The sequence below is a fragment of the Pseudomonas sp. CFII68 genome, from assembly GCF_000416195.1.
GTDB classification, from domain to species: domain Bacteria; phylum Pseudomonadota; class Gammaproteobacteria; order Pseudomonadales; family Pseudomonadaceae; genus Aquipseudomonas; species Aquipseudomonas kilonensis.
This window is the reverse complement of the sequence record NZ_ATLN01000092.1, coordinates 153,365-180,332: the sequence shown is the minus strand read 5'-3', so window position 1 is coordinate 180,332 and position 26,968 is coordinate 153,365. Positions and strand designations below refer to the sequence as shown.

Genomic DNA, 26,968 nt, shown 5'->3' with positions numbered 1-26,968 from the left:
AAAAGTGAGCCGCTGTAAAAGCGGAACCGTCAGTGGCCGTTACCACAGCAACGGATATGCACACCCCCCTGAAATCAAGCGTCCCAAGGGACTACTGCGTCAACGTCAATGGCATAACGCTCAATAGCCTCGGCACAGACACTGGCGTCTACACGCCCCTCACGCACCAGGGCAGTCAGCGCACTCAAGACAATCTGGTGGCGGTCCACTTCGAAGAACCTGCGCAACTGGTCGCGGGTATCACTACGGCCAAACCCGTCGGTCCCGAGTACCGTGTAGCGGGCATCGAGATAACTGGCGATCAACTGCGGCAAGGCGCGAACGTAGTCCGTGCAGGCAATGATCGGCACCGAGTCGTTGAGCGACGCCTGGACATGACTACGGCGCGAAGGCTGTCCAGGATGCAGTCGATTCCAACGTTCCACTTCACGGGCATCACGTGCCAACTCGGTGAAGCTGGTAACGCTCCAGACCTGACTGTCGATACCCCAATCGCTCTCCAGCAACTCGGCGGCGGCAATCACTTCGCGCAGGATGGCGCCGGAACCCAACAACTGGACACTTCCACGCGCACCCTCGACTTCATGCCGGGCGAACCGATACATGCCCTTGATAATCGCCTGTTCGACGCCTTCAGGAAGGTTGGGCTGCGGGTAGTTCTCGTTCATCAAGGTGACGTAATAAAACTCGTCCACCTGACGCTCCAGCATCTGACGCATGCCGTGATCCAGGATCACCGCGAACTCGCCGGCAAATGCCGGATCGTAGGCACGGCAGTTGGGGACCATCGCCGCCATCAGATGACTGTTGCCGTCCTGGTGCTGCAGACCTTCGCCCCCCAATGTCGTGCGGCCTGCGGTGGCCCCGAGCAAAAAACCGCGGGCCCGTTGATCCGCCGCCGCCCAGATCAGGTCGCCGATGCGCTGGAAGCCGAACATCGAGTAGTAGATGTAGAACGGCAGCATCGGCAAGCCATGCACCGAATAGCTGGTCGCCGCTGCAACCCAGGAACTGATCGCCCCCGCCTCGCTGATGCCCTCTTCGAGAATCTGGCCGTCCAGCGCTTCTCGATAGCTCAGGATCGAACCGATGTCTTCCGGCTCATATCGCTGCCCCACGCTGGAATAAATACCGATCTGCTTGAACAGGCTGGCCATGCCGAACGTACGCGCTTCATCCGCCACGATCGGCACGATGCGCGGGCCCAGTTGTTTGTCCCGCAGCAGACCACTGAGCATTCGAACGAACGCCATGGTGGTGGACATTTCCTTGCCTTGGGCAGCAATGGCAAACGCGCCATAGCTGCTGACGTCAGGCACCGCCAATGATTCGGCAGTCGAAGGACGCGATGGCATGTAGCCGCCCAATGCACGGCGACGCTCATGCAGATAGCGCATTTCAGCACTGTCTTCAGCGGGCTTGAAGAAGCTCAACGAGGCGGCCTGTTCATCAGTCAACGGCAGGTTGAAACGATTGCGGAACGCGATCAGCGCCTCCCTGTCGAGCTTCTTCTGCTGGTGCACGGTCATCTTGCCCTGCCCGGCATCGCCCATGCCGAAGCCCTTCTTGGTCTGCGCCAGAATCACGGTGGGTTTCTTGCCTTCGAGCAGCGCGCTTTGATAGGCGGCGAAGATCTTCACCATGTCGTGACCGCCACGTTTCAGACGGTCGATCTGTTCATCGCTCAGGCCTTGTACCAACTGCGCCAATGCCTCGTTCTGACCAAAGAAATGATCACGGTTAAAGCGCCCGTCTTTTGCCGCGAACGTCTGGAACTGGCCATCGACGGTGCTGGACAGCGCCTTGACCAGCGCGCCATCTGTATCACGCGCAAACAAACTGTCCCAGTCGGAACCCCAGACCAGTTTGATGACGTTCCAGCCTGCCCCACCAAACAACGCCTCCAGCTCGTCGATGATGCGACCATTGCCACGAACCGGCCCGTCCAACCGTTGCAGGTTGCAATTGACCACCCAGACCAGATTATCCAGCCCTTCCCGCGCGGCCAGCGTCAGTGCCGACATGCTTTCCGGCTCATCCATTTCCCCATCGCCAAACACACCCCAGACGGTTCGCCCGGAGGTGTCTTGCAGGTCTCGATGCTCCAGGTAACGCATGAAGCGCGCCTGGTAGATCGAGCTGATCGGACCGATGCCCATGGAACCGGTCGGAAACTGCCAGAAGTCCGGCATCAACCAAGGATGCGGGTAACTCGACAGCCCCCGGACACCCTTGGCGCGCGCGCTGATCTCTTGCCGATAATGCAGCAGATCCTGTTCTTCCAGGCGTCCCTCGAGGAACGCCCGGGCATAGACCCCTGGCGCCGAGTGCGGCTGATAGAACACCAGATCGCCACCGCTCCTTTCGGTTCGCGCTTTGAAAAAATGGTTGAAGCCCACTTCGAACAAATCCGCCGCGCTGGCATAACTGGCGATATGGCCGCCCAATTCGCCATAGGCGTAGTTGGCCCTGGCAACCATGGCCAACGCATTCCAGCGCATGATCGAGGCCAGCCGTTCTTCGATGGCCAGGTCCCCTGGAAATACCGGCTGGCACTCAACACTGATGGTATTGATGTAAGGCGTGCCATGGCTGGGCCGCCAACCGATGTCCGAGGCGCTTGCCACAGCCACCAGCATGTCGAGAATCTGTTTGGCCTGTGCCGTGCCGCTATGGGCGATAACCGACAGCAAGGCGTCCCGCCATTCAGCAACTTCTTGAGCATCTTCAGTGGTCTGGCCCGGCCATTGGGCATGAATATCGAACAGGTTCATGGGCATCTCCTGCAAATGTCGGGCAACGCTTCAAGGTGGCGCGAATAGCTCAATCGGGCGAGTTTTTTGACTTGCTCTACCGCGTCAATGACGGAGCGCTCGGCCCAGCTGTCTTGCCCTATCTGGTAGATGCACGGGTTGCCAATGGAAAGATTGTTCAATAGATACTCTTCAAGTTCACCGCAAACGAGAAAGCTGTAATCACACCCCGCTACGTGTACTTCAACGCACCTGCCAGCCCCTGTATCCGAAGGCTCAACCTGCACAAGCGCGATATTGTCAAAACAGCTGAACCCATGATGCATCAGGTCAATATGATCACTGTCAATTGCGGACACGATGACAACGATGCGGGTACAGCTCGAAGGTTCACGCATCCACTTCATGGTTTTAGAACGACAGTCGGCAGATCGGCTCATGAGTGCGGCCTTTCCATTGGGGTCATCAATTCAGGCGTGTGTGGCGATGACTTTCGCTAGATGAAACAACGCTCTTGCAAGCCGCTTTTCACCAGTGTCCGGGTCACCGATAAAATCTCTTCCACCTGTTTATCGATCGCTGCGTGGGAGGCTACGTCTTCCAGTTTGAGGACACGCAGTGGGTGACCGCAGACTGATCCCAGCCAGGTGAGACGGGGTATCGGGCTGACTTCGACATCCAGTAAAAAGCAGCCTTTGGATACGCCGCGCAGCAGTTGGCTGGCCCGGCAGGTGACCGCCGGCGCTGCATCTATCGGGTTGGACCCAAACTGCAACCAGTCGAGCATAAACGCCCTGGATTGCTGGACCACCAGGTAAGCAACCTGGTCCCAGTCGTCGATCTCCATGTGCAACTTGTCAATCAGGTACTTGGGCAACGCGGCGCTGGTCACGATGACGACCCCGGTATCCGCCAGCGGTTCTTTCACCCAGATTGCAGACTGCGATATCGCATGCATGGTGGTACTCCCAGCGTGATTCCTGAGCCTGGCTGACACAATCCCCTGTGGGAGCGAGCTTGCTCGCGATTGCGTTGGTTCAGTGCCTACGGAGGTAACTGACAAATCGCTATCGCGAGCAAGCTCGCTCCCACAGGCAACTCCAAGCAGTTCTACGCTCAGCCGTTACGAAACAGGAAGCTGTAGGCGTTCAGCGCCGGCGCCCCGCCCAAGTGTGCGTAAAGCACTTTGGAACCTTCGGGGAATTCGCCACGACGGACCATTTCAATCATGCCGTGCATCGATTTACCTTCGTACACCGGGTCTGTCAGCACACCTTCAAGGCTGCCGCACAGTCGGATGGCTTCCAATGTACCTTCGTTGGGCAAGCCATATTCCGGGTAGGCGAAACGCGTATCGAGCACCACGTCCTCTTCGGTAATCTCGCGTCCCAGCTCCACCAGCTCAGCCGTGTGTCGGGCGATGCGCAGGATCTGTGCCTTGGTCTGTTCCGGCTTGGCCGAAGCGTCGATACCAATCACATTCTTCGAACGACCGTCAGCCGCGAAACCGACAACCATGCCCGCCTGCGTACTGCCGGTCACCGAGCAGACCACGATGTAGTCAAACTTGAAGCCCAGTTCTTTTTCCTGCTGCCGCACTTCTTCGGCAAAGCCGACGAAACCGAGGCCGCCGTAGGGGTGTTCGGAACAACCCGCCGGAATCGGAAACGGTTTGCCACCCTGCTCCACGACATCGCTCATGGCCTTTTCCCAACTTGGCCGAATGCCAATATCGAAGCCTGCTGCGTCAAGCCGCACGTCAGCGCCCATGATCCGCGACATCTCGATATTGCCGACGCGGTCATACACCGCGTCGGAATAGTTCACCCAGTTTTCCTGCACCAACACGCACTTCATGCCCAGGTGGGCAGCGACGGCAGCGACCTGGCGGGTCTGGTTCGACTGGATGCCGCCGATGGAGACCAGCGTATCGCAGCCTTGCTCGATCGCTTCAGGAATAAGGTATTCGAGCTTGCGCGTCTTGTTCCCACCAAAGGCCAGGCCACTGTTGCAGTCTTCACGTTTGGCATACAGCTCGACCTTGCCGCCCAGATGTTGACTGAGGCGCTTCAAGGGCGTGATGGGCGAAGGACCGAAGGTCAATGGATAACGTTCAAAACGATTCAGGTTCATGACTCTGCTCCTTGATATGGGATATCCAAGCGCCAGACCGAAAGGGAAAAGGCCGCATTCCAGGCTCTTTCCAGAGGGGCTTCGATGAGTTCAATATTAAGAAGAATCCAAAAAATATGTGTTGCAAGTTTCCGCCACTTGGAAAAACATAATTTCCATTAAGTAACACCAAACATACTTTTAATGCGTGGAATTCAACATGAGAGCAACAAACACTCACAAGAAGCCGGGCACTACGGCCCCAGTGCCGCAGCCACTGGATCGAACCGACCGCGCGATTCTCAAGGCCCTGCAACGGGATGCCTCCATCTCCAACGTGGCGCTTGCAGAGAAGGTGAAGTTGAGTGCCCCGGCCTGCCTCAGGCGCGTGGAACGACTCAAGCAGGTCGGCCTGATCAAGAACATCGTCGCCCTGTTGGACAATGAAGCGCTGGATGCGGGGATGGTGGTCTTGATCGGCGTGGTGCTGGACCGCTCCACACCGGAATCCTTCGCCGCATTCGAGGCGGCCGCACAAAAAGTGTCCGGCTGCATGGAGTGCCATGTGGTGACGGGGGAGTTCGACTACTTCATGTTGCTGCGCACCAAGGACAGCAACAGTTTCAACCGGCTCCACGCCGAGCAATTGCTTTACCTGCCCGGGGTTCGCCAGATTCGCTCGTTCATGGGCTTGCGCCAGGTCTTGTCGACAACCCACATCCCCCTTTGAGGCTCCCGTCAGATCGAGCAGGCATCGGGGGCATGCGCAGAAAAACTGACACGACTGAATGCGTTGGCAATCCAGCTGCTAAGCTCAATTTCGCTCCAGACCACAACCAATAACAATGTTCAAAGAAAGGTAAGGCAGCATGACCACGGCACAGTCTCCGGCAACGTCCGCGAAATGGCGTTTCAAGTTAGGCATCGCCATTCTTTGTCTAATGCTCACGTTGTGGTTGTTGGTGCCACTGGCAGCGGCCGCGGATGTGCCCCGCTCCACCATCGCCGCGATCACCGGCGCCCTGTTCATCATCAACAAGGTGTTGTTGCTGCTGGTGATCGCCGTGATGGGCAAGGCGGGTTTCCAAGAGCTCAAGCAGCATGTATTCAGCTATGTGTCGGGCCTTGTGCCCAGCGCTGAGCAGGAGGTAAGCGTCACCCGCCACCGTATTGGCCTGGTGATGTTCTGCTTGCCGTTGGTGTGTTCCTTTCTCGAACCCTATGTCGACACCCTCGCGCCCGGTCTGCGCCCCAATAGCTGGGCATTGCAACTGCTGGGCGATGCCCTGTTGGTTGGCAGCTTCTTTGTACTGGGTGGCAATTTCTGGGAGAAATTGCGCGCGCTGTTTATCCGAACCGCACGGGTCACTGCCTCCGACCCGGTCTGAGCCAACGCCCGGATCGCCTCCCCCCGGCGCGCTGTCGGTTGTTCTTGAAGCGCCATGACTTACAGGTGCCGATATGCCCGAAACACAGAACGCTCCCGTTTCCGTCGAGCCTGAGCGCCAAGCCGAACCGCCTCCTGAAAAGCCTGCGCCAGCCAATCCGCTGCGGCGCATTGCACTAGGTGTGGCGGTGTTGATCGCCGTGCTGTTTACCCTCTCCATTTTTATGGAACGACGCACGCCCTCGACGTCGCAAGCCGTGGTGCAAGCCTATGTCGTGCAAATGGCTGCCGAGGTAGGTGGTCGTGTGACAGAAATTGCGGTGCTCGACAATGCCCGGGTGAAGACTGGCCAGGTGCTGTTTCGTATCGACCCGCAACCCTACAAGCTTGTCGTCAGCGAGGCTGAAGCGCGGCTGGAAGAAACCGGCCAGGCGTTGGGTGCCAGCACCGCCTCGGTGGATGCCGCCCAGGCACAGCTGGTGTCGGCGCGCGCGCAGCGTGACAACATACGCGAGCAAGCCCGGCGGGTGAACCAATTGGTCGAGCGTGGTGTGTTCGCCCCGGCGCGCCAGGATGAAGCCAAGGCCTCGCTGAGCTCCGCCGAGGCGGCCGTGAGCAAAGCCCAAGCCGACCTGGAGCGGGCGCGTCAGCAATTAGGGCCCAAAGGCAACGACAACCCGCAATTCAAGCAAGCCCTGGCCGCACTGGAAAAAGCCCGGCTCGACCTGGTGCGTACCGAAGTCATTGCACCCGCCGATGGCGTGATTACCCATCTCCAGCTCGCCGTGGGTCAGGTCGTCAGCGCTGGCCAACCGGCACTGACCTTCATCGACAGAGGCACCGTATGGGTGTCTGCCGCCTTCAAGGAAAACAGCCTGGAGCATGTGCAGGCTGACGACCCGGCGGAACTGGTGTTCGATGTATTGCCAGGCCGCGTGTTCAAGGGCCGCGTTGAAAGCGTCGGCTGGGGTGTCGCGCAACAGGATAGCAGCAACTCCGCCCTGCCCTCGGTGCGCAACGAGAGTGGTTGGGTGCGCGACCCGCAGCGCTTTCCGGTGCGCCTGCTCGTGGAGGAACCGCACCCGATCGGCCCGCGCTACGGCTCGCAAGTGACCGTGGTGATCTACACCGATGACAACCGCATGACTAACGCGCTAGGGGCATTTATGACACGCCTGGGCGCCTGGCTGAATTATGTCAATTGATGGGCAAGCTGCGCTGGAGTTGCTGCGGATAAAACGCCAGGGATTGCGCGTCGCCCTGGCAGCGACCGTGGGCTTGTGCACGGGTCTGGTCCTGGGCGACATCCTGCCTTTTCTCGCGCCCTTGTTCGCCATCCAGTTCCTCTTGGCCAGCCGCCGCGCACCAGCGTTGTCTCAGGGATTGATAACGTTGCTGGTGAGTCTGCTGACCGGCGCACTGCTGGTGTGTATGACCAGCATGCTCGGTGAGCGGCCGTGGGTGCTCCTGCCGGTGCTGTGGCTGTTTTATTTCGCCTGTTTTACCGCGCAAGGCCAACAACAGGGCGGCGCGGGGCCGGCGCTGATGCTGGTCATTGCCATTGTGGTACCGATGCTCGATATCGTGCAGCGCGATCTGGGTGAGTCCATCGTGCTAGTGCTGGTCAAGGCGGTCAGCCTGGGATTGCTGCTGACTTGGGGCGCCCATGCGCTGCTGCCCGACCCTGCTGGTGAATACACCGACCAGCAAATCGCACAGCCGCGCGAGCTGACGCTGGTGATTCACCAGGCCATGGCCAGCGCGGCGATTCTGCTGGCCATGGTTGCCCTGTGCCTGAGCGCCCCGCGGCTGGCCACGGCGATGGTCGTCCCCATCACCGTGGCCTCGTTGCTTAGCCAGTTTTCGCTGGGCATGAGCAGCCGCACCGCCCTTGGCCTGGTGATGGTCAACCTGCTGGGCGGGGTGGTGGCTTCCCTGGCCTTTACGCTGTTCGAACTGCGGCCGACCCTGTGGCTGGTGGCGCTGATCCTGCTGCTGGTAAGCCTGCTGTTTGCCGGAAAAGCCGCCATCGGCAACACCGCTGGCAAAGTATTCGGCGGTGGGCTCATGACCTTCCTTATTCTGTTCGGGCTCGGTGTATCACCGTTGCCGACAGAAACGCCCCAGCTGTTTTCCACCCGTATCGCCTACGTGCTGTTTGCGGTTGTCTATGCCGTTGGCCTGGCCGCGCTGTTGTGGCCAAGGGCGGGCGTCATGCCGGCCGAGGCGGCCGACGCCCATCGCAGCCTATCGTCCGTCGACCAGTAGCATCCGCGGTTCGGTGTTCACCGCTTACTCGGCGGCGCCTCAAGGGGAATATCGAGGACAAAGGTTGCGCCCTGTCCTGCCCCGTCACTGCGCACGCTCAAGCTGCCACCCATTTCCTGTGCGGCCAGCGCGCAACTGTGCAGGCCAAAACCGTGACCGTCTTTGCGCGTCGTGAAACCATGGGAAAAGATCCGCGCCAGGTGCTCAGGCGCAATCCCATTACCGTTGTCGGCCACCGTGATACGCAATACTGCCCCGTCAGCGAGGGACGCGCTGAACGTGACGCATCGGCTGCGATCGATCACGCCGTCCAACGCCTGCTTGGCATTGTTGATCAGGTTCACCAGGATCAGCAGCATCCGGTGCCGGTCCAGGGGCAGCAGGGGCAAGTCGGCAATGTCCTTGACCACCGTCACCTCCTCGCGCGCCAGTAATCCAGCACTCATGCGCAAGGCATCGTCGATCAACTCTGCGACCGGCACTGTCTCAACAATACTGACGGCGACGGCATAGGACTGCTGGGCAGCGACAATGGTCTTGATGTGGTCAATGCCCTTGGTGAGTTGTTCGAGTTCTTCGATGATGCCCTGCTGCTCTTGCGCCACCACTTTCGCCAGCTTGAGCAGGTAATCAGGCAGCATCTTTCCCTTGTGGTCTTTGGTGAGAAAATCGCTCAGGTCATGGACGTGTTCGTTCATCATTTGCGCCACCTTGCCCAGCCCCTGGGCTTTGGAAGTGCGCATCTGGCTGCTGACCAGTTCTGCCGATACGTTCACGCTGTTGAGGACGTTGCCGACGTTGTGCAGCACAGTCGTGGCGATTTCGGCCATGCCCGCCTGACGGGATTTTGCATTCAGTTCGGTTTGCACCTGGCTCATGCGCAGCGCCGCGCGTACGCGAGCCTTGAGCTCCAGCGGCGAGAAGGGTTTGGCGATATAGTCATCGGCGCCACTCTCCAGCCCGGAGACGCAGGCCTCGCTACCGCCGCGGGCGGTCACCAGGATCACGGGCAAATGGGCAAAACCGGCGCTGGCCTTGATTCTGGCTGTCAGGCCGAAGCCGTCGAGCTTCGGCATCATCACATCCGAGACGACGACATCGATGGGCTGACGCTGCAGGAGTGCCCAGGCCTGCTCCCCATCCGTTGCGGTGGCGACGCTGTAGTCGTCGCGCAACAGCTCGCGGAGATAGCCAAGCATTTCCGGGCTGTCGTCGACCACGAGCACGTTGGATCGCAAAGCGTGTTCCGAGTGCTGCGCCTCCGCGTCGTCCATCGGCGCCCGGTCATTGCGACTGCCAAGGCGACCGTCGTCGAAACGCAGGTGGCGCTGCTCGGTTGTGCTTGCTGTGCTCGGTGACGATCGCTCGTGCATATTGCTGGTTTCGGGCGGTACGGTGTTTTGCTCAGCCCCCAGCGGAAGTCGAACAAAGAAGCACGAGCCCTGTCCGGGCTCGCTGTTGACGCCGACTTCGCCGCCCATCAGTTTGACCAGATCCTTGACCAGGGCGAGACCGATGCCGGTGCCGCTGTAATGGCGCGTGGCGGAATTGTCGATCTGGGAAAAACGCTGGAACAGCAACGGCAGTTTGTCAGGCGCAATGCCAATCCCCGAGTCTTGCACCGCGAGCTCGAATCGCTCGCCATCAATCGCAGTCACTGCCAGGTGCACGGTGCCGCCAGCGGGCGTGAACTTGATGGCATTGCTCACCAGGTTGAGGAGAATCTTCTCGAAGTGTCGAGGGTCCAGGAACACCGTGCCAAGCGTGGGATCGATGCTGCAGGTCAAGGTGCAGCCTTTGCCCTCGGCCACCATGGCGGCATCTTCGGCCAGCACACCCACCGTCTTGTTCAAGTCAACGGGCATCGGACACAACTCGAACTTGCCCGCTTCGGCCTTGGAGAAATCGAGGATGTCGTTCACCCGGTTCATCAGGCGCAGCGCGTTGCGTTGAGCACGCTCGACTTGCACATGCCAGTCCGCCGGCGGGGTGGTCGCCGCCGAGAGTTGCTCCAGGGGAGCGAGAATGAGGGTCAGGGGGGTGCGCAGTTCGTGGCTGACCGTGGCCACGAAATCGCTCTTTGCCTGGTTGGCCGTCTCGGCCTGGTTGCGCGCCTGAATGAGTTCGATGGCCTGCGCCTCCAGCACCTCGGTCTGGTGGTGCAGCGTGTCGGTCCGCTCGGCGACCATTCTCTCCAAAGAGGCCTGGACTTGCTGTCGTTCGGCTTCGGCCTCGGCCTCCAGCACCCGGATGCGCAGGGCATTCTCCTGGAACACCCGCACAGCGCGGGTCATGATTCCAATCTCATCGCCGCGTTCGGCGCTGGCGATCTCGGCGTTCAGGTCGCCGGCCGCAAGCCGGCGCATGACCGAGGCCAGGGCCACGATGGGCTGGGCGATGAATCGCGACGTGCTCCAGGCGATGGCGCCGGCCAGCAGGATGGCGACAGTACCGGCAACGATCGTCGCAAGCATGCCGCGATCATTGTGGATCAAGGCATCGGAGCGCGCCTGGCCAGCGAAGCGCGCCACCAACAGGCCGGCGCTTCGTGCCTCGTTGCGAACCTGGTCGCGCGCGCCGCTCAAGGCGTTGCTCGCCTGATGGAACCTGGCGAATGCCGCCCGGTAGCCGGCAATCTGATCGGTGACAGTCAGGGGGGTAGCCTTGGCTTGCAGCCCCACGGACGAAGGGAGAACGCGAGAGAGACGGGTAAGCTCGTCCAGGATGCCGCCGACCGAGCCGGCGACCTCGGCCGACGGTGACAGGCGAAACGACAGGGTCTGCGCCTCCAGGGTGGCAACACGCTCGGCAAAACGCTTGGACAACGCGGCGGCATTGTTCAGCAAACCGGTTGCAGCCTGAATGTCGCTTGCGTCATGGACAACCTGCCCCTCCACTTCAGCCAACATTGCCTCGAGGCGCTCGACCACATCCCCGACGGCGGCGAGCTGCCGCAAAGCCTCGTCTCCCCGGAGCTTGGGCGCCTCGCCAAGGTGCTCGACCGCCAGGCTGACCGCAGCGACCGCCGTCGCCAACTGGTCCACGTTCTCTCGCTCCTGCGGCGCCGTCATCAACTCGCGCAATTGCTCGACCACCGGCGCGAGTGCCGCGCTGGCGTTCCGCGCCGCGGTGGCGGCCGCCCCATTACCGGTCACCAGCATCTTGGCCACATTGGCGATGATGATCCGTTCGCCGTTGCGCAGGATATCCAGAATGCGATGAGCACTTTCGATGTTGCTCACCCGCGCCTCGTGCTCAGCGGCGCGGGCATCAACCCCCTTCAGCCCATCGGCGATGCCCTGTTCGACGAGGATCGTCGCCTCTCGCATCCGCCCGTAATGGGCTGTCATGTTCTCCGTTTCGCCATCCATGGTCAGGGTCGCCGCTCGCAAGGTGGCGATTGCCGCGGCGAGCCTTTGCAGACTGCCCTTGAGCGATTGCGCCTCTGCCACCGGAATGGCAGTGAGGCCGGCGATAGCCGTCGCCACCATGCCTTCGGCCTGGGACAGGCTTTCCTGGTCGCGGGTGGCGATGAAGTTTTCCACCCGCCCGGTGGCGCCGTTGACCGAGGCCAGAATTTCCGCAGAATGACTGGCGGAATCCACCGCACGCACCATGCCGCGCAGGCCATAGAGGTTCACCAGCGATACCACCAGCATCAGGAACACCAGCGCGGCGACCGCCAGGCCAATCCTGACGGCAATGGGCCTGTCCGTGGAGGATTTGAATGTCAACATGGCGCCTCGCCCCCTCGCTCCACGCCTGCCACTACTGCTTCGTCACCTCCGGCAAAGGCGTCGGCGCCGCCGTATTGCTGATGGCCGCGTCGATCATCGCCGCAACGGAAGCCTGGCTGTAGAGAGGATTGGCAGCGCCGCCCACCGGCATCGTGGCGAGCCAGGTGTCCAGGTCTTTCGCATCGATGCGTACCAGCGGTACCTCGACGAACTTCGGCACCTGCTTGCCCGCCAGAATCTGCTGGGCCACCCAGAAACCCACCTGGGAGACGCTCGGAGAAGCGGAGACCGAGACGGTCTCGTAGCCATTGGCATCGCGCTCCTGTTTCCACAGGGCGAGTTCATCCTGACGGTTCCCCATCACGATGATCGGCAAAGGGCGTCCCGCCGCCTTGAAGGCCATGGCCGCGCCATAACCATCGCCGCCCTGAGTCGCAACGGCATCAATGCTGGGCAGCGACGGCAGCGCCAGCGCCACCTCCTTGCGTGCGACAGAAGCCGTCCAGTGCCCGTACACGGTCTTGGCGAACTTCAGGCCCGGATAGTCGCTGGCGGCCTTGCGAATGCCGTCGCTGATGTTCTTATCGGTGGCATCACCGGCAATGCCGCGGATCTCCAGCAGCGTTCCGTTCCCCTTGAGGCGCCCGGCGATATAGTCTATTTCCACGCGGCCCATGGCGGCCCAGTTGTAGTCGACGGTATAGGCGCAGGGTTCGGTGACCAGGCTGGCCATGACGACCACCACGATGCCGGCGTTGCAAGCATCGCGGATCACCCCGTTGAGGGCCGTGTCGGACGCGGCCAGGATGACGATGGCGTTGGCCCCCTTGACGATCATGTCCTGGATATGGGCCGCTTGTTCCGATGCCGAGTTATTAGCGCTGACCACCGGCGCCTCGCGGATCAAGCCATCCTTTTGCGCCTGGACCGCAATCTCCTGCCAGTTGCGCACCATCACCTTGCGAAAATCGCTGCCAGCGTAGGAGTTGCTGAAGGCAATGCTATAGCTTGCGGTAGGGCCGCCGGCGATGCCGCCGTCGGCAGCGTGGGCTGGATTGACAGCAACCAGCGCCAGCCCGGTCACGCAGCCGGCCAAGCGCCAGAAGATTTTGTGGGCGATCGAAATACACCGATGGACACGCGTTACCAGACTGCGCATTCGACCATTCAGAGAATAGAACCGGGCATGAAGAATCAGACACATACAGACTCCTTTCCTTGGTGGGCGACAAGTGAAACCAGTACATTGCCTGCAGTGGCAATGAGCATAGTCTCAACGTGCCCGCTTCGCGCGGCCATGGAAGGATTTCAGCCAACTGAGCGATACACAAGGTCACATCGGCTACGGCTATGAAAGGGTCAACCGCAGAATCGCAGGCATCGTAGTCAGTATCAAGATGATGGACATGGACACGTTGAAGGCTAACGAATAGCTGGGGCGCGTTAGCACCTGACGTAATGCAGCCCCACCCACTGCCCAGACTCCCACGCATAGCATCGACAGAGCCGCCAATAGAGCAGCTGCTATACATAGGTTCAGGACATGGTTTTCGACGGGTATATAGGTTGCAGATGCGCTAATTGAAAGCGCCCACGCTTTCGGATTTATCCACTGAAATGCCGCACCCGCTAATAGCCCCATTGGAGGCCGGCTGTCTTGACCGATTTCCAGCGGGCCGCTGGTTGCAATTTTCCAGGCCAGCCAAAGGATATAGCCTGCGCCGACAACGCCTAGCGCTGTATGAAAACCTGGCGCCGCGTCAAATAGGGCACCTAGCCCCAGCCCAAGCAGCACGAACTGCAAGCTGACTCCAAGGGCGATACCACTGACCAAGGGCATCGTTCGCATCACGCCCACCTTCGCACCTGAGACCAACACCATGGCGTTATTAGGGCCCGGTGTACCGGTCATCACGATGGCGAAAATCATGAATGGAATGAGGAGCGTGGGATCGGTCATGACAAGGATAAGCCTGGTTGAGAAGTGCGGAAATTTTATAGCGCAGTACACGCACAGTGGTTGCATAATCACGAATAAATCCAGGACAAACACAACTAATGAGCGAACTTGATCAAATTGACAGGAGAATATTGCGTGAGCTTTCGCGGGACGCCCGCCAGACCAATTTGAAGCTGGCCGAACGAGTCGGGCTGTCTGCCTCCGCCTGCCTGAGAAGGGTTCAAGAGTTAGAGCGATCTGGGGTCATCACAGGCTATAGGGCAGTCATCGATAGGTCTCGCCTGGGAGCAGGGTTTGTGGCCTACGTGACCGTAGGACTCTCCAACCACACGAAGGACACGCTTCGGGCTTTTGAAAAAGCGATCTGCGCCTGTCCGGATGTGGTTGAGTTTCACACTGTCACCGGGACGTTTGAGTATCTTCTGCGTGTCGAGCTGGCGGACATGAAGGCTTACAAGACATTCCACAGTGAGGTCTTGGGTACGCAGCCGCATGTTTCTTCGATTACGAGCTACATCGTAATGGACACGCCAAAGAACGACCGTGCCTAAGCTTGGAGAACCGCGGGCGGCCATACATGGAGCTTCGGCTCAAGCCGGATTGGAAACAGCCAGTTTGAGCCCAAACGCGACAAAAACACCGCCCGTGAGTCGGTCAAGTGCCTTCAGGGCCGCCGGACGCTTCAGGAAATTGCTCAGCGGCACCGTCGCCGCTACCAGAATGCCGAACCAGGCCAGCGTCAACAGCACGTGTAACGCCGCAAGGAAGAAGGAGTAACTGACCACGCTCGCGCCACTCGGGACAAACTGGGGGAGGAACGTGATGTAGAAGACACCAATCTTGGGGTTCAGCAGGTTCGTTAATAATCCGCGAATAAAGGCGTCACGCGAAGAGCCAGCCATGTTCTCGATCCCCTGCCCTTGCAGCGTTGTCCTGGGTCGCAGCAGCAGTTTTACACCCAGCCAGACGAGATAAGCGGCACCCACAATTTTCAGCGCAAGATAAGCCCACTCCGAAGCTTGCAACAAGGCACCAAGCCCCAGTGACACCGCGGCTCCCCACACCAGGCACCCAAGCACAATACCGATAGAGGCCATCGCCGCCGAACGTCGTCCCCCGGTCGCTGTAGCGCGAAGCACCATGGCTGTGTCCACGCCGGGGGTAACCGTGAGCACTGACGCAGCAGCGATGAAGGCAAGCAGCAGGGATAAGTCGCTCATTTGGATCTCCATGGCAGTCGGCAGCTGTACGGCTATCCACTCTAACTAGCTACTTCGGAACATGCTTGCAAAGTGATCCCGGTTTTCAGCGCCCTGTTTAAATTCAATGGCCTACGGCGGGCGGTGATGCCAACCTGCCTGTACATTTTTTGAGCGCTCGTTAAAACGCCCTGCCTACCTGGCATCGGCGTGGTTATCCACAGACATACTCACGGATTTCTTGGATAACTGGATGGGGTCGTGAAGCACTCCTGCCGTAGCGAACCTATGGATTCGATGCCCTGTATTTCGCGAGATGTAACCCCACCTTTAATGCCCCTATATTTTCAACGGATCAAATCCGGTGTATGACAACATCCAGTCCTTCCGTCTGGTCGGGTGCACGAAAGTAGCTCGTGATCAGGTCGAATTCAGCATCAGTGGCTGCGAAGTCATGCTCGGCACGCGCATTCCTGTGGTGCAGCCTTTGACGGCAGATGTCATCTTCCACTTCGATGTAGTGAACACGATGAGGGACTTTCGCAGCGTCAGCCAAGCTGCGTAGCCAGTGACGATCTGCTGGGGTGTTGGCAGGAAAATCGAGAACCACGGAAGTCCCCGTCGAGAGCATGTCGATGACCAGCGGCCCCAGAACATCCCGGATCCGATGCGCATGCAGGATGTAGTCCGCTACCGATTTGATCTGATCAGGGTAGAGCCTTGAAAGCCAGTGATCTTCGCTCAACAAAATGGCTGAATGCTCAGCCTTTAACGATCGGGCCAGCGTGGATTTTCCCGAAGCAATTTTACCGCACAAGAGGTGGAGTACAGGCGTGGGCATGGGACGTGTCCTTATGTCGAGGTCCGATAATGGCCCATCGAGTATTTTGGACGCAATGTGGTGAATGGCGAATGAGCAACGGACTGGCAGTGTTCACACCCATCAGGAAACATGATGAAGGGCTTGGAGGGTCAGTGCCATGTCAATCTTCAGCACCTGCGGCTGGAACATGGCCAGCAGGTTGAGGCCCGAATAGCCCGCGCCAAAATCGTCGACAGCGGTAATGAAACCCTGGCGCTCGTACTCCACGAAAATCGATTTGAGGTGCTCAGGGTCTACCACCTTCTCGCCTCGATGCTTTCGACATGCCCCGACACAGGCTGATCAAAGCCCATCAGCATGATCCGCGCCGGCTTGCCGACGTGGATCTGCCGGATCTTCGTCTCCCTCAAAATAACCTGTGATCCAGAAGCTCGCCGCGTCGAGGACAGCAACCGTTGTCGAACCGGCCGTCGCATACAACGATCGTCGCCAGCCACATACTTTTCAATGACGTTCTCTCGACGATGAAGGCTGCTACACGATATCGCCATCATCCTGAGCAGGCGGACGCGCGGGTGCTGAGGACGAGGTTTGGACCTGCGTAGCTGCGAGCGGTTGCATGGGCACGCTCTGACCATGAACGGCTTGGCTTTGAGAGGTGGCCGCGGCGCGTTGCCTCAGGGCTCCAATGCTTTTGTCCCAGGCCGATTGGGAGGTGGTGCCAATGGCGCTGGCAACGCTAATGACTCCATCCCCTGCCGCTTGGGCTGCACTTTTTGTGTGGTGGGTCGCTGAAACAGCTGTCTCCTTGGCAAATCTGACGCCGGTGAGCGATGTCTTGACTGCAAGCTCACCTCCCTTGACCGCCACCCTGCCAGCAGCATCTGCGCTCCCTTCTACTGCTTTTGGTACATGGGTATCGACAGCAGCGACGGCTTTTTTCGGCAATGATCCACCTAGCGAGGCACCAGCTGCCCACAGCCCGAAAGCCAGGGTACCCAATACGTTTTTTACACCCTCCGAGGCTGCGGTGGCCGCCATTTTTCCCAGCTCCTTCGACTTGGCCAAGTTGGCTGTGGCGGCTGTACCCGCGCCCATGGCAGAAAAACCGCCAATCAGCAGACCATTTCCTAAAACGCTGACCGGGTCTGCTATCTCTTTCAAGGCATCGCCGCTGATGACCGCATTCAGAGCCGTAGCCGCGCCTTCACCCAGCCGCGCGGAGACCATCTTGACCAGGGCAGTGGCATCGAGATCCTTTAACGTCTGGAAGTCATCCAGCCATTCGGTATCTTGATCAATAGGCTTATGAGCCTGCCCTTGCGGCACAGCATCGCGACGACCATAGAGCATTGCCGGGTCAGCTACATGGTTAGTGCGGTCGCGGCTCACATGGTAATGCTCGATTGCCATGCCCACGATGATAGCCGTGACCGGTCGTAGGGCAGGCTGCAGGACTGCATCCAGGTGCTCTTTGCCAGCAGCGGTCATGGCAAGCGTTGACGCGTACATTGCCGTATTACGTACGGCAAACCCGGTAAGCCACTGATTGGCTTCGTCAAAAGCATTACGCAATGGACCCTTGTCCAACGCCAGCAGCTTTTCCGCCACTGATGCTTGAAGCGCCGGGTGCAGCGTATTGCTCTCGGGCTTAAGGTAATAACCAGGCTTGAAGCCCGCAATCATCTTGTTACCGCCAGCATCCGCCATACCGGCATACAAGCACGCCATGGCGTTCTCTATAGCCGCTTCGCGTACGGTATTGGCATGCTGGCCCGCTACCTGGAGGATGGACGGCTGGAAATTTCCTGCCTCGGTAAGCGCCGCAAAAGGCGTCCCCCCCATCCCTGACTTTATTGAGGCAAACAATCTGTCGGCCCTGGCCGCGTTTTTTTCCGCCTTCTCCATGTCATGGACGTTATAGCCGCCTGCCTCCAACCGTTGAGCACGGTCATCGCGAATGGCGTTCAGCTCCGCGTTGCGGGCGCTTGAAGCAGGGGCAGCGGGTTGATCGGAGCCCGCTTCTGTTTCAAGGTGAGCCTCGAAATGGTTTTGAAGCCGCGTGCTCATCGCTAACCCGATAGCGCCGAGGTCAGGAGAGTGAGAGGCCTGTTGCGTTGCTTCCTGCTGTATCTCATCAGGTACACGAGTCAGCTCGCGGCTTGCACGTACATTAGGCGTATCCATGGCATGTCCTCTTAGTGATCGGCAGCTGGAAGAATGCAAATGACCCCGGTATGAGCGGCGACATCCTTACACCTGAGTGACCGTGCCGAGAGAAGCGTTCCAAAGGATGTGATAAAAATGAACACCAAGCGGCTACTGGATAACCCGCGCCGTGGATTGACCGCCGCAACAGCGGTTTTCCAATCTGGACCTCACCCGTTTTTTCCACTGATACAGACCGTCACAACCAATCATGCCTTGGATCAGCGTCCCGCCTGACACTCATCCCAAACACCGCGCATCAGTTCCTTCAGCATCAGCGCATCGCCCCAGCGATCCGTTATATCGCGCCCATCACTCCCTGTGATCGCATAGGGTGGCGGGCCAAGCTCGCAGGTGAAGGACAGGCTCGCGGGAGTGTTCGGTCGCGCCAGCCAATCCTTGATTCCGTAACGCCACCAGCCCAGAAACCGGTCCAGCCAGGGGCGATGCTGGGCGAAGGTCAAGGGCACCTGGACCTGCTCACTATTAGCGACCCGCCCATGAAAACCCCAACTGTGTCGTAGGATGGTGTGAATCTGTTCGTCGTCTTCGGCAGTGGCCGACTCAGGCAATTCGCGGCCCACGACGTAATGGGACAAGTCAGCCAACAATTTGAGGTCGGGCATCTGCGCGAGCAAGTCGAGGGTGAACAACAGGTCGCTGGTGAGACGATAGCGGTGGGTTTCCAGCAGGATCGGAAAGTCCACCTGCTCGGCCAGACGCTGCCAGCCTTCGATCAGTGTGATCGCCTGTGCCAGCGTGCGCGGCCGGACGTCGGCTTGCAGCGTGAGGTGGTGGCAGCCGTAGCGGGAGGCGACCTCAAGCGCTTGCGCCAAGTCACTCACGGTGCGGGGAAACAGTTGACCTTCGATTTGCAGGCCTTGCGCCTTGGCAGCGGCATGCAGGCGCTCGGCCTGTGGCGCGATCCAGAAATGGTCGGTGATCCCATCGAAGCCAGCAGCGGCAATCTTCTCCACCTGCGCCTCAAGGGAAAGATCGCATTGACCACGGTGATCTTGCATGGCCCACAGGGACTGAAATACCAGGAATTCACGCATGTCAGGGCCTTAGCAGATGTTTGAGCGACACATCGGCGTCGGCCAATGCGTCCACAGAGAGTGGGGTCAAGTTGGCAATCAGCCGTTCACACAACTTGATGTCCTTGGCAACGCTGTTGCCCTGCCCCCAACCGCAGGCGCCTTGCAAACGTTGCTCGGTGTCCAGGTAGAACAGCAGCAGACCACCGCCTGCCAAGGTGCGAACGGCCGAAGGTGGCGTCGTTGAGATCACGCCCACTGTCTGCAAGCCCCAGTCGTACTGATCAGACCAGAAGCCGGGAACCCCCTCGAACGGCAACTCGCCGCCCAACAGATTCAATGCCGCGTGGCGGCCCTGGGTCTCGGCATTGCGCCAGGTTTCCTGGCGCTGGAATAACGCGTCGGCGTGCAGGCGAAACTCACACACATCGCCGGCAGCAAAGATGTCTGGCGCGCTGGTGCGCAACTGGGCATCGACTCGAATCCCCTGGCCCACTTCAAGCCCCGCCGCCGCGGCCAATTCGATGTTGGGTTGCATGCCGATACCGACCACCACCCAGTCACAGGGCAGCACCTGGCCGTCCACCAGTTGCACCGCCTCAGCGCGTTCAATGCCTTGTACCCTTTCAAGCGCTACGTTCAGCCGCACGTCAACGCCGTGTTGCCGATGCAATTCCAACAAGGCCTGGGACACAGCTTCAGGCAAGACTCGCCCGGCCAGTCGTGGCCCGGCTTCCAGCAACGTCACCTGACAGCCTAAGGTCCGGGCCGTTGCCGCGACTTCGAGGCCGATAAAGCCACCGCCGATGATCACCAGGCGCGTGCCGGGCATCAATGCGCTGCGCAGGGCCAGGGCTTCGTCATGGGTGCGCAGGTAAAGCACGTTGGCCAGAGGTTCAGGCACCAGGGACAAGCGACGCGCTCGGCCCCCGGTCGCCAACAGTAATCGGCTGTAGGGCAACCAACGTCCGTCGGTCAATTGCAGGCGGTGGTGCTGCGGATCCAGGCTTTTTACCGGGTTGCCCGCCAGGTGTTCGATGTTCAGTCCAGTGCGCTGGCTATCCCTCCACAGGCTGCAATCGTCCAGGTCCATCGTGCCCTGCAGCAAGCCCTTGGACAGCGGAGGACGCTCGTACGGCAAATGGTGTTCATCGCCGATCAGGATCAGCCGACCGGTATAACCCTGCTCGCGCAAGGTCAGCGCGGCACGGCCACCGGCATGGCCGGCGCCGACGATAATCAGTGGAGCATTCATGGCGTGCACTCCTGGCGGTCAAGCCGAAATGGCGAGCAGAACCCGTCCCGCGTCGACCCGTACCGGATAGGTCTTGAGATTGACGCACACTGGCGCCCCCAAGGCTTTGCCGGTGCGATAGTCAAAGCGCCCGTTGTGCTTGGGGCACTCGATGACATGGTCCATCACCAGGCCGTCAGCCAGGTGGATCGACTCGTGAGTACACAGGCCAGCAGTGGCAAAAAACTCGTTGTCAGCAGAGCGGTAGATGGCATAGGTATGCGGACCGTGGTCGAAGCGAATGACGTCTTCTTCATTGATTTCGCCCACGGCGCATACATCGATCCATTGATCGTTCATGGCGTTTTCTCTTGTTCGGGATACAGCCGGAAGGTGTCAGCCCAGGGTGGCTTCAGCCTGTGGATGAGCGTCGGTGGCAGGCCTTGAGCTACCGACGGGGCGTCGCACGAAATACGTCGGGTCCTTGCGCTGCTTCAAGAGGGTCGGAATGATTTCCTTGAAGGCCTCGCCTATGTTGGCGTAAGGCGGCGGGCAATCGTGGCGGATCTCTTCATGGAGTTGCGCCAGGGCGTGGTACGGCACCATCGGGTACATGTGGTGCTCAAGGTGATAGTTCATGTTCATGTACAGAAAGCGCAGTACCCGGTTCATATAGATGGTGCGGCAGTTGCTACGGTGGTCCAGCACGTCTTCCGCCAGGCCCACATGTTGGGTGAGGCCTAACAGGTAGGACAACCAGCCGCCATACAGGATGGGCAGGCCGATATACATCAGCGGCAACCAGCTGTGCAGGTAAAGCGCCGCGCCAAAGACAACGGCGTAAATCACCAGCCAGATGCGGGCCGCCAGGAACACCTTGGACCATTCGGACTCAGGGATAAACGTCTGTTCCTCGGCACCCATTTTGCCAACCGCGTGCCGGCACACGCCTCCCATCGTCTTCAGCAGCAACGGGATCTGGAACAGGCTCAGCAGCATCATGAACAAGCTCGGTGGACGCGGTTCGACGATTTCCGGATCGCGGCCGACGACGATGGTGTCGGTATGGTGCCGGGCATGGCTCCAGCGCCACACATGGGGCTCGAACATGCACATGAAGCTCGCCACCTGGTAGAGCGCATCATTCATCCAGCGGGTCTTGAAGGCGGTGCCGTGAACGGTTTCATGCCAGCGCGGGTTGGAGGCGGTGGCGTATAGAACGCCATACGCAAGGAAAAACGGCACACAAGCCCAAGTGCCCCAGAACCAGTAGCCGCCGAAGCCGGTGATCAGCAGGGTCAGCAGCCAGATGGCGGTGTCGAGCAAGGCCGGGCCGTCGCGGCGCTGCATCAGTTGCTTCATGCGTTGACGGGAAATGGGCGACTGGTACCAACTGGCCGATACAAGGCCTTTTTCAGCCGCGCGGGCGGCTTCAGGGCCGGTCAGGCGATAGTCCCGAGTAGAGGCGGTGTTGTCTTGAGACATTGTTATTGTTCTCCGCAAGCGTGAGATGTCAGGTGCTTTGCGTAAGAAAATATAGAGAGCGTGAAAGGCCCCCTCAAGGTCTTGAATACATTCCCTATCAAGCTATCATCCAGCTCCTGCGGGGCTTGATAGTTTTCTATCAAGACGCTCTGAAGGTGCATCATGAGTAACAATAAACGCCCCACCATCGCCACGGTCGCCGAACACGCAGGCTTAAGTGTCGCCACCGTCGACCGCGTGCTCAACGCTCGCGCCCCGGTTAATCCAGCCACTGCCAAACAGGTGCTTCAGGCCGCCGAAGCCGTGGGTTATTTTGCCGCGCGGTTGATCGGCCAACGCATTCTCGAACGTCGCCCCACGTACCGTTTCGGCATCCTGCTACTGGGTACCGCCCAGGCGTTCTACGCCAACCTGGCCCAAGCCATCACCGAGGCCGCACAGCGCCAGGCCGGGGCCAACCTGACCTGCCAATTCGAATACGTTTTTGATCGCACCCCCAGCGCCATCATCGCCCAGATCGAACAGTTGGCGGTGCAGTGCGACGGCCTGGCGGTGGTCAGCTTCGCCCACCCACTGATCAACGCCGCCCTTGCCCAGATTCGCGAGGCCGGAGTGCCCGTGGTGGCATTGCTGTCGGGCATTCATGGGGCGGCGGCCGAGCCCTATGTCGGCCAGGACAATCAGGTAGTCGGACGCACGATGGGGTGGCTGCTGGCCCGCACCTGTGGCGCGCGCAAAGGCAGCATCGGCATTCTGCTCGGCGGACATCGCTTTCTTGGTCACCAGGAGCGGGTCGAAGGTTTGCACAGCTACTTGGCCGAACACGCACCTGGGTTGCGCCCGCTGGAGCCGCTGATCAATCTGGATAACTGCGACATCACCGAAGAAGCAACCCTCGACCTGCTGGTTCGGCATGACGATTTGCGCGGGTTGTGCGTGGTAGGCGGCGGTGGCGACGGGATTATCAACGCCTTGGCGCAACTGCCCAAGCGCCCGGCGCTGTGTTGCATTTTGCAGGAGTCCACCGAGCTGTCACGCCAAGCCCTGGCCCAGGGTTTGGTCGACGTGGTGATCGATTCTCAGCCACGCCAGACGGCAACGGCGCTGGTGGATCTACTGGTGGAATTGCAGACTGCGGAGCAGTTCGATCCTGTGCGTCACCGGGTGCACATTCCGTTGCAGATTGTGACATCGGAGAATTCCCAAAGCTGATGGGCGGCGGTATAGGTGACCTTTACCTTCGTGGTGCACCTAATTTCATGCAGCCCCAACGCTGGTGTCATTCCAAACTCTTCAAAACCCAACTCATCCAAGAGTTCGTCCTGATAGGCAAATTATTCGTTCCGTAGACTGATTCCTGGTGCCCGACCGCATCTACGCGCGGCAATCTTCCAATCGCAGCAGATCCATCGCCGTCAGGATAACGAAATCCGGCGCCAGCACCTCGCAGCGTGACGCCAGCCCGTACCCGTAAGCCGCCCAGCAACTCGCGACGCCAAGGCTGCGGGCATACCCGAGATCGATCTCGGTGTCGCCGACCACCAGAACCCGGGCGTTGTCGCCGTGACACATCCGGGGCTTGATCTGTTCAAAAAAGCTCTCCGGGCCCGGCTTGGGCACGCGATCACCGACAGCCGCCACTACCCCGCGAAAATACGAGCCCAGATGGTATTGCTCAAGGGTGGCCTGGATCGAGACCTCGCCCTTGTTGGAAACAATAAACAGCTCCTTACCCGCCTCGTGCATCTGCTGCAAAATGGTTTCAATACCGGGATAAGGCGCACTCTCGGCAACGCCCAATCCGCCGTTGTAGATCGCCCGATAGTCAGCGGCCCACGCCGGCAACTCAAGCCCATCCGCAGGCCCCAGCAACACAGCCAGCATATCCACCAACGAGAGTCCCTGATCGATCACCTGGTCGATCAAGTGCACGGCAAACGGCGCCACACCACGGCGGCGGGCCAGGGCTTCAAGGGTTTTGCGGATCGCGTTGCGGGTGTCGAACAGCGTGCCATCGAAATCAACCAACAAGGTGCAATAGTGCATAGACGATGGATCACTCAAAGGGGCAAAAACCACTCAGGCAAACGCCCGGCGAAACCGTGGGCGCAAGGCAAACGGCACCGTGCAATCGAAGACGCTTTTGGGTGCGGTCCCCGTGTACTCCCCCGGGCAGTAAAGGCTCGACAGCGTAGGATCAAGCGGCGTGCCTGGCAGCGGTCGGGTGCCGTGAATATCCATTTCTGCCCGAAAGCGGGTGGACATGGCCCACAACACGTCCTCGGCGGAACAGGGGTTGACGTCCTCGTCCACCAGCACAATATTCTTGGTGCTGGAGATGGCTTCGAGCAGGCGCTGCGAGAGCTGCCTGACCAGTTGATCATCCGCCTCGCAGGACTTGACCACCTGCAACACGGTAAACAGGTGTCCGCCGCCGGCGGGTTGCGCCACGATATCCTTGACCAGCCTGTTCATTCCCCACTCGCTGAGCAACCGCAGGATCGATGCTTCCTGGCCCGCACCCAATAACTCCGACTGCTCTCGACCCGGCCCCGAGAGCGCCTGATACAAGGCACCCGGGCGGTGACTCAAGGCGCTCACACGCAGCGTCGAGACTTCGCCGCACGGTGAGTAGTAACCCAGGTACTCCGGCATGGAGTGCGCATCACCAACCTCTGACTCCGCCTCCATTTCGGTCCCCAGGCTCGCCTCCAACACGATCTGCGCGTGTTCGACAAACCGTCCGGCGTTGGAATAACACGGCGCAAGCTCGACACCGCGTCCGCGAATTGCGCCTGCCACGCCCAATTCGTCGTCACCAAAACCGAGGGCCGGTTTACTCAAGGCCGCCGCAATATAGATGGCCGGGTCCATGCCAATATTGACTGAAACCGGCAACCGTTCGCCTCGCTGGGTATGCAGATCAATCAGGCGTTGCAGGTCGCCTCCCGGATAGATCGCAATCGCCACCGAAGAGGGCTTGATCGTGATGCGATGCACCGAGCAATTGGTCGCGCCACTGCGCTCATCGCGGGCATACACCATACCCAGCGTAATGGTCGGCCCCGGGTCACCGGCCGAACATGTGAGCGCGGGCAGCAGCGTGTGCAAGTCGGGCTGTTCCACCACCACCCGTTCCGCCGCAGAACGCACCATGACCGGCTCGATCGGGCTCATGATCGCCCGATACACCAACTCGGCGTTGCACACCTCCGTGCCGTGCCGGCCTTGAGGGTCCAGGAGAATCCGCGTGTTGGCCCGGCTGCCGAAAACCCCCAGCAACACCGCAAACGCCCCCGTGCGCGGCTTGCGGTACAAGCGCAGAGGCTGTTCAGCGCTCATCACCGAGTTGGTCGCTGTTCGGTACGCCCCCAGGTAATCACTTAGTAAATCCAGGTTCGGATCAATCGGTGCATCGATGTATGCCACGGTTTGCCCGTAACGCTCAAGCACCTCCAGCGCCGAACGCAGGTCATGAATCTCAAGACCGTCTGTCATCACCGCGCCCTCGCTCAGGAACCCGCCGAGGCCGCCGGGATCGCAACTTCAGGCACCTGGCGCCCGGCAATCAGGACGAACACCACCGATAGCAGCGCACAGAGCGCACCCAGCAGGATCGACGCCGAGTAACTCTGATACAGGTCGAACAGCAGCCCCGCGACGCTCCCGCCGATCAAGGCGGCCACCCCTACCGATATGTAGAGCGAGCCCAGGATCGCCCCCAGATTCGCCGTGCCGAACCAACTGGCGGCCACCGATGGGTAAAGGGATATACAGCCACCATTGGCCACACCAAAACACAGGGCGAACAGCGCCAGCGTGGTGAACGTATGGGCACCCAGCCACAGTAGATTGAGCAGCACCAGCGCGAAGGTCAGAACGATCAGCAGGCGACGCGCGCCCATCCGGTCCCCGATGCTGCCCAGAAACAAGCGGCCGGCGACGTTGCCCACACCAATCAGCCCGATCAACAAGTTGGCCTGGGTGGCGGAAATACCAAACTGCCGCGCGTAGGGGTTGATGTGCACAAGCGCGAGAAATAGCCCAACCGAACCAAAAAATATCGCCCCGAAATACCACCAGAACCGCCCAGTACTCGCCGCCTCGGCCAGGCGCATGCCGCTGGGCGCCGCCTGACGCCCGGGGCTCGCATCAGCCGCAGTGAAGCCATCCGGAAAGAGCCCCAGCTCTTGCGGATTGCTCCTGACCAGCGACGCCACCAGCAGCCCCACCACAAGTATCGCCCCCGCAAAAATCTGCAAGGTCGACTCCCAGGAAAAGTGCTGCATCAGCAGCCCGGCGGCGGACGGACCGACAAACGTTCCAACCCCGGTTCCCGCCAGTGCAATGCCCGAAGCCTTGCTGCGATTCTTGACGAACCAGCGCTGGACCGCGGTCACCGTGGGCACATACACCAGGCCTACCCCCAGCCCGACCAAGGAACAGAAACACACGAGGAATAGTTGCAACGATCCCGGGGCAAGGCTGCTGAGGAAGAACCCCAGCGCCAGCAAGACAATGCCCACCCCGACCACGACGCGGGTAGAGATGCGATCCGCCAAGGAACCGGAAAACACCCCGACCACGTAGTAGATGAACGCCGTCAGTGAAAACACCGAGGCCACGGAAAAACGCCCCACATCGAAGTTGGACTGGATCTGTGAAAAGAACGCGCCGAAGGAGTAAGCGCCACCAAAGATAAGAGCCAGCAGCAGATGCGCCGCGAACACCACGTACCATCCTGGAAAGATTCTGGTTTTCATCA

The 26,968-nt window shown here is 60.0% G+C and carries 22 protein-coding genes and 4 pseudogenes; 6 read left to right on the top strand and 20 right to left on the bottom strand.

The window, feature by feature from the left end:
* Positions 1-74 precede the first annotated feature (74 nt).
* From mdeB to CFII68_RS11990, 4 genes are all read right to left on the bottom strand, one after another.
* Entirely contained in the window at positions 75-2,774 is a 2,700-nt protein-coding gene (gene mdeB / locus CFII68_RS11975; RefSeq protein WP_018608170.1) for an alpha-ketoglutarate dehydrogenase, read from the bottom strand.
* Positions 2,771-3,193 carry a hypothetical protein gene (locus CFII68_RS11980; protein WP_018608167.1) on the bottom strand — a complete coding sequence of 141 codons (423 nt, stop codon included), beginning with the start codon at positions 3,191-3,193 and terminating at the stop codon, positions 2,771-2,773. Before CFII68_RS11980 ends, mdeB begins: the two co-directional genes overlap by 4 nt.
* 56 nt (positions 3,194-3,249) lie before the next feature.
* Positions 3,250-3,711, bottom strand: coding sequence for a hypothetical protein (locus tag CFII68_RS11985; protein WP_018608164.1), 462 nt, complete (start codon positions 3,709-3,711; stop codon positions 3,250-3,252).
* Positions 3,712-3,869: 158 nt separating this feature from the next.
* Complete coding sequence (locus tag CFII68_RS11990; RefSeq protein ID WP_003200489.1) at positions 3,870-4,886, bottom strand: 1-aminocyclopropane-1-carboxylate deaminase; 1,017 nt, start codon at positions 4,884-4,886, stop codon at positions 3,870-3,872.
* Between the two features lie 199 nt (positions 4,887-5,085).
* Here CFII68_RS11990 and CFII68_RS11995 point away from each other — a divergent pair, with 199 nt between their 5' ends.
* From CFII68_RS11995 to CFII68_RS12010, 4 genes are all read left to right on the top strand, one after another.
* Positions 5,086-5,595 (top strand): Lrp/AsnC family transcriptional regulator, encoded by a 510-nt coding sequence (locus CFII68_RS11995; protein ID WP_024616700.1) that lies wholly within the window; start codon positions 5,086-5,088, stop codon positions 5,593-5,595.
* A gap of 139 nt (positions 5,596-5,734) precedes the next feature.
* Complete coding sequence (locus CFII68_RS12000) at positions 5,735-6,253, top strand: transporter suffix domain-containing protein (protein WP_033062676.1); 519 nt, start codon at positions 5,735-5,737, stop codon at positions 6,251-6,253.
* A gap of 73 nt (positions 6,254-6,326) precedes the next feature.
* Positions 6,327-7,457 carry an HlyD family secretion protein gene (locus CFII68_RS12005; RefSeq protein WP_018608156.1) on the top strand — a complete coding sequence of 377 codons (1,131 nt, stop codon included), beginning with the start codon at positions 6,327-6,329 and terminating at the stop codon, positions 7,455-7,457.
* A complete protein-coding gene (locus CFII68_RS12010; protein ID WP_033062675.1) occupies positions 7,447-8,520 on the top strand; it encodes a DUF2955 domain-containing protein in 1,074 nt (357 codons plus the stop codon). Before CFII68_RS12005 ends, CFII68_RS12010 begins: the two co-directional genes overlap by 11 nt.
* Before the next feature lie 17 nt (positions 8,521-8,537).
* On the opposite strand, the pseudogene CFII68_RS28235 reads toward CFII68_RS12010, so the two are convergent.
* The 5 genes and pseudogenes from CFII68_RS28235 to CFII68_RS0126050 form a co-directional block, all read right to left on the bottom strand.
* A pseudogene (locus CFII68_RS28235) lies at positions 8,538-8,879 on the bottom strand (ATP-binding protein); the annotation flags it as partial.
* 519 nt (positions 8,880-9,398) lie between these two features.
* Positions 9,399-9,734: pseudogene (locus tag CFII68_RS28230) on the bottom strand (response regulator transcription factor); the annotation flags it as partial.
* A 210-nt stretch (positions 9,735-9,944) separates the two neighbouring features.
* Positions 9,945-10,994: pseudogene (locus tag CFII68_RS28225) on the bottom strand (sensor histidine kinase); the annotation flags it as partial.
* Positions 10,995-12,288: 1,294 nt separating this feature from the next.
* Positions 12,289-13,416: an ABC transporter substrate-binding protein gene (locus CFII68_RS12020; protein WP_018608151.1), complete on the bottom strand. Its 1,128-nt coding sequence runs from the start codon at positions 13,414-13,416 to the stop codon at positions 12,289-12,291.
* A 189-nt stretch (positions 13,417-13,605) separates the two neighbouring features.
* On the bottom strand, positions 13,606-14,217 hold the full coding sequence (locus CFII68_RS0126050; protein WP_050585404.1) for a LysE family translocator: 612 nt from the start codon (positions 14,215-14,217) through the stop codon (positions 13,606-13,608).
* Positions 14,218-14,315: 98 nt separating this feature from the next.
* Between CFII68_RS0126050 and CFII68_RS12025 the strand changes: the two genes are divergently transcribed.
* Positions 14,316-14,768, top strand: a complete 453-nt coding sequence (locus tag CFII68_RS12025; RefSeq protein WP_018608148.1) for an Lrp/AsnC family transcriptional regulator — start codon at positions 14,316-14,318, stop codon at positions 14,766-14,768.
* Positions 14,769-14,807: 39 nt separating this feature from the next.
* On the opposite strand, the gene CFII68_RS12030 is transcribed toward CFII68_RS12025, so the two are convergent.
* The 8 genes and pseudogenes from CFII68_RS12030 to CFII68_RS12065 form a co-directional block, all read right to left on the bottom strand.
* Positions 14,808-15,437 carry a LysE family translocator gene (locus CFII68_RS12030; protein WP_018608146.1) on the bottom strand — a complete coding sequence of 210 codons (630 nt, stop codon included), beginning with the start codon at positions 15,435-15,437 and terminating at the stop codon, positions 14,808-14,810.
* Between the two features lie 334 nt (positions 15,438-15,771).
* Positions 15,772-16,257: an ATP-binding protein gene (locus tag CFII68_RS12035; RefSeq protein WP_018608144.1), complete on the bottom strand. Its 486-nt coding sequence runs from the start codon at positions 16,255-16,257 to the stop codon at positions 15,772-15,774.
* Positions 16,258-16,386: 129 nt separating this feature from the next.
* Positions 16,387-16,548, bottom strand: a pseudogene (locus CFII68_RS12040) (EAL domain-containing protein); the annotation flags it as partial.
* 225 nt (positions 16,549-16,773) lie between these two features.
* Positions 16,774-18,426: a hypothetical protein gene (locus tag CFII68_RS12045; RefSeq protein ID WP_018608138.1), complete on the bottom strand. Its 1,653-nt coding sequence runs from the start codon at positions 18,424-18,426 to the stop codon at positions 16,774-16,776.
* A 242-nt stretch (positions 18,427-18,668) separates the two neighbouring features.
* The gene (locus tag CFII68_RS12050) at positions 18,669-19,505 is read right to left on the bottom strand and encodes a sugar phosphate isomerase/epimerase (protein ID WP_018608136.1); all 837 of its coding nucleotides are present in this window, start codon (positions 19,503-19,505) and stop codon (positions 18,669-18,671) included.
* 1 nt (position 19,506) lies between these two features.
* Positions 19,507-20,739 carry an NAD(P)/FAD-dependent oxidoreductase gene (locus CFII68_RS12055; RefSeq protein WP_018608134.1) on the bottom strand — a complete coding sequence of 411 codons (1,233 nt, stop codon included), beginning with the start codon at positions 20,737-20,739 and terminating at the stop codon, positions 19,507-19,509.
* An 18-nt stretch (positions 20,740-20,757) separates the two neighbouring features.
* On the bottom strand, positions 20,758-21,078 hold the full coding sequence (locus CFII68_RS12060; RefSeq protein ID WP_018608132.1) for a MocE family 2Fe-2S type ferredoxin: 321 nt from the start codon (positions 21,076-21,078) through the stop codon (positions 20,758-20,760).
* A 36-nt stretch (positions 21,079-21,114) separates the two neighbouring features.
* On the bottom strand, positions 21,115-22,203 hold the full coding sequence (locus CFII68_RS12065) for a fatty acid desaturase family protein (protein WP_018608130.1): 1,089 nt from the start codon (positions 22,201-22,203) through the stop codon (positions 21,115-21,117).
* Between the two features lie 162 nt (positions 22,204-22,365).
* Between CFII68_RS12065 and CFII68_RS12070 the strand changes: the two genes are divergently transcribed.
* Positions 22,366-23,415: a LacI family DNA-binding transcriptional regulator gene (locus CFII68_RS12070; RefSeq protein WP_018608129.1), complete on the top strand. Its 1,050-nt coding sequence runs from the start codon at positions 22,366-22,368 to the stop codon at positions 23,413-23,415.
* 162 nt (positions 23,416-23,577) lie between these two features.
* Here CFII68_RS12070 and CFII68_RS12075 read toward each other — a convergent pair whose 3' ends face one another.
* The 3 genes from CFII68_RS12075 to CFII68_RS12085 are packed head-to-tail and all read right to left on the bottom strand — an operon-like array spanning position 23,578 to position 26,966.
* On the bottom strand, positions 23,578-24,234 hold the full coding sequence (locus CFII68_RS12075) for an HAD family hydrolase (RefSeq protein ID WP_177325048.1): 657 nt from the start codon (positions 24,232-24,234) through the stop codon (positions 23,578-23,580).
* Positions 24,235-24,282: 48 nt separating this feature from the next.
* On the bottom strand, positions 24,283-25,701 hold the full coding sequence (locus tag CFII68_RS12080; protein ID WP_018608127.1) for a UbiD family decarboxylase: 1,419 nt from the start codon (positions 25,699-25,701) through the stop codon (positions 24,283-24,285).
* Positions 25,702-25,715: 14 nt separating this feature from the next.
* A complete protein-coding gene (locus CFII68_RS12085; protein ID WP_216598576.1) occupies positions 25,716-26,966 on the bottom strand; it encodes an MFS transporter in 1,251 nt (416 codons plus the stop codon).
* Positions 26,967-26,968: the final 2 nt, after the last annotated feature.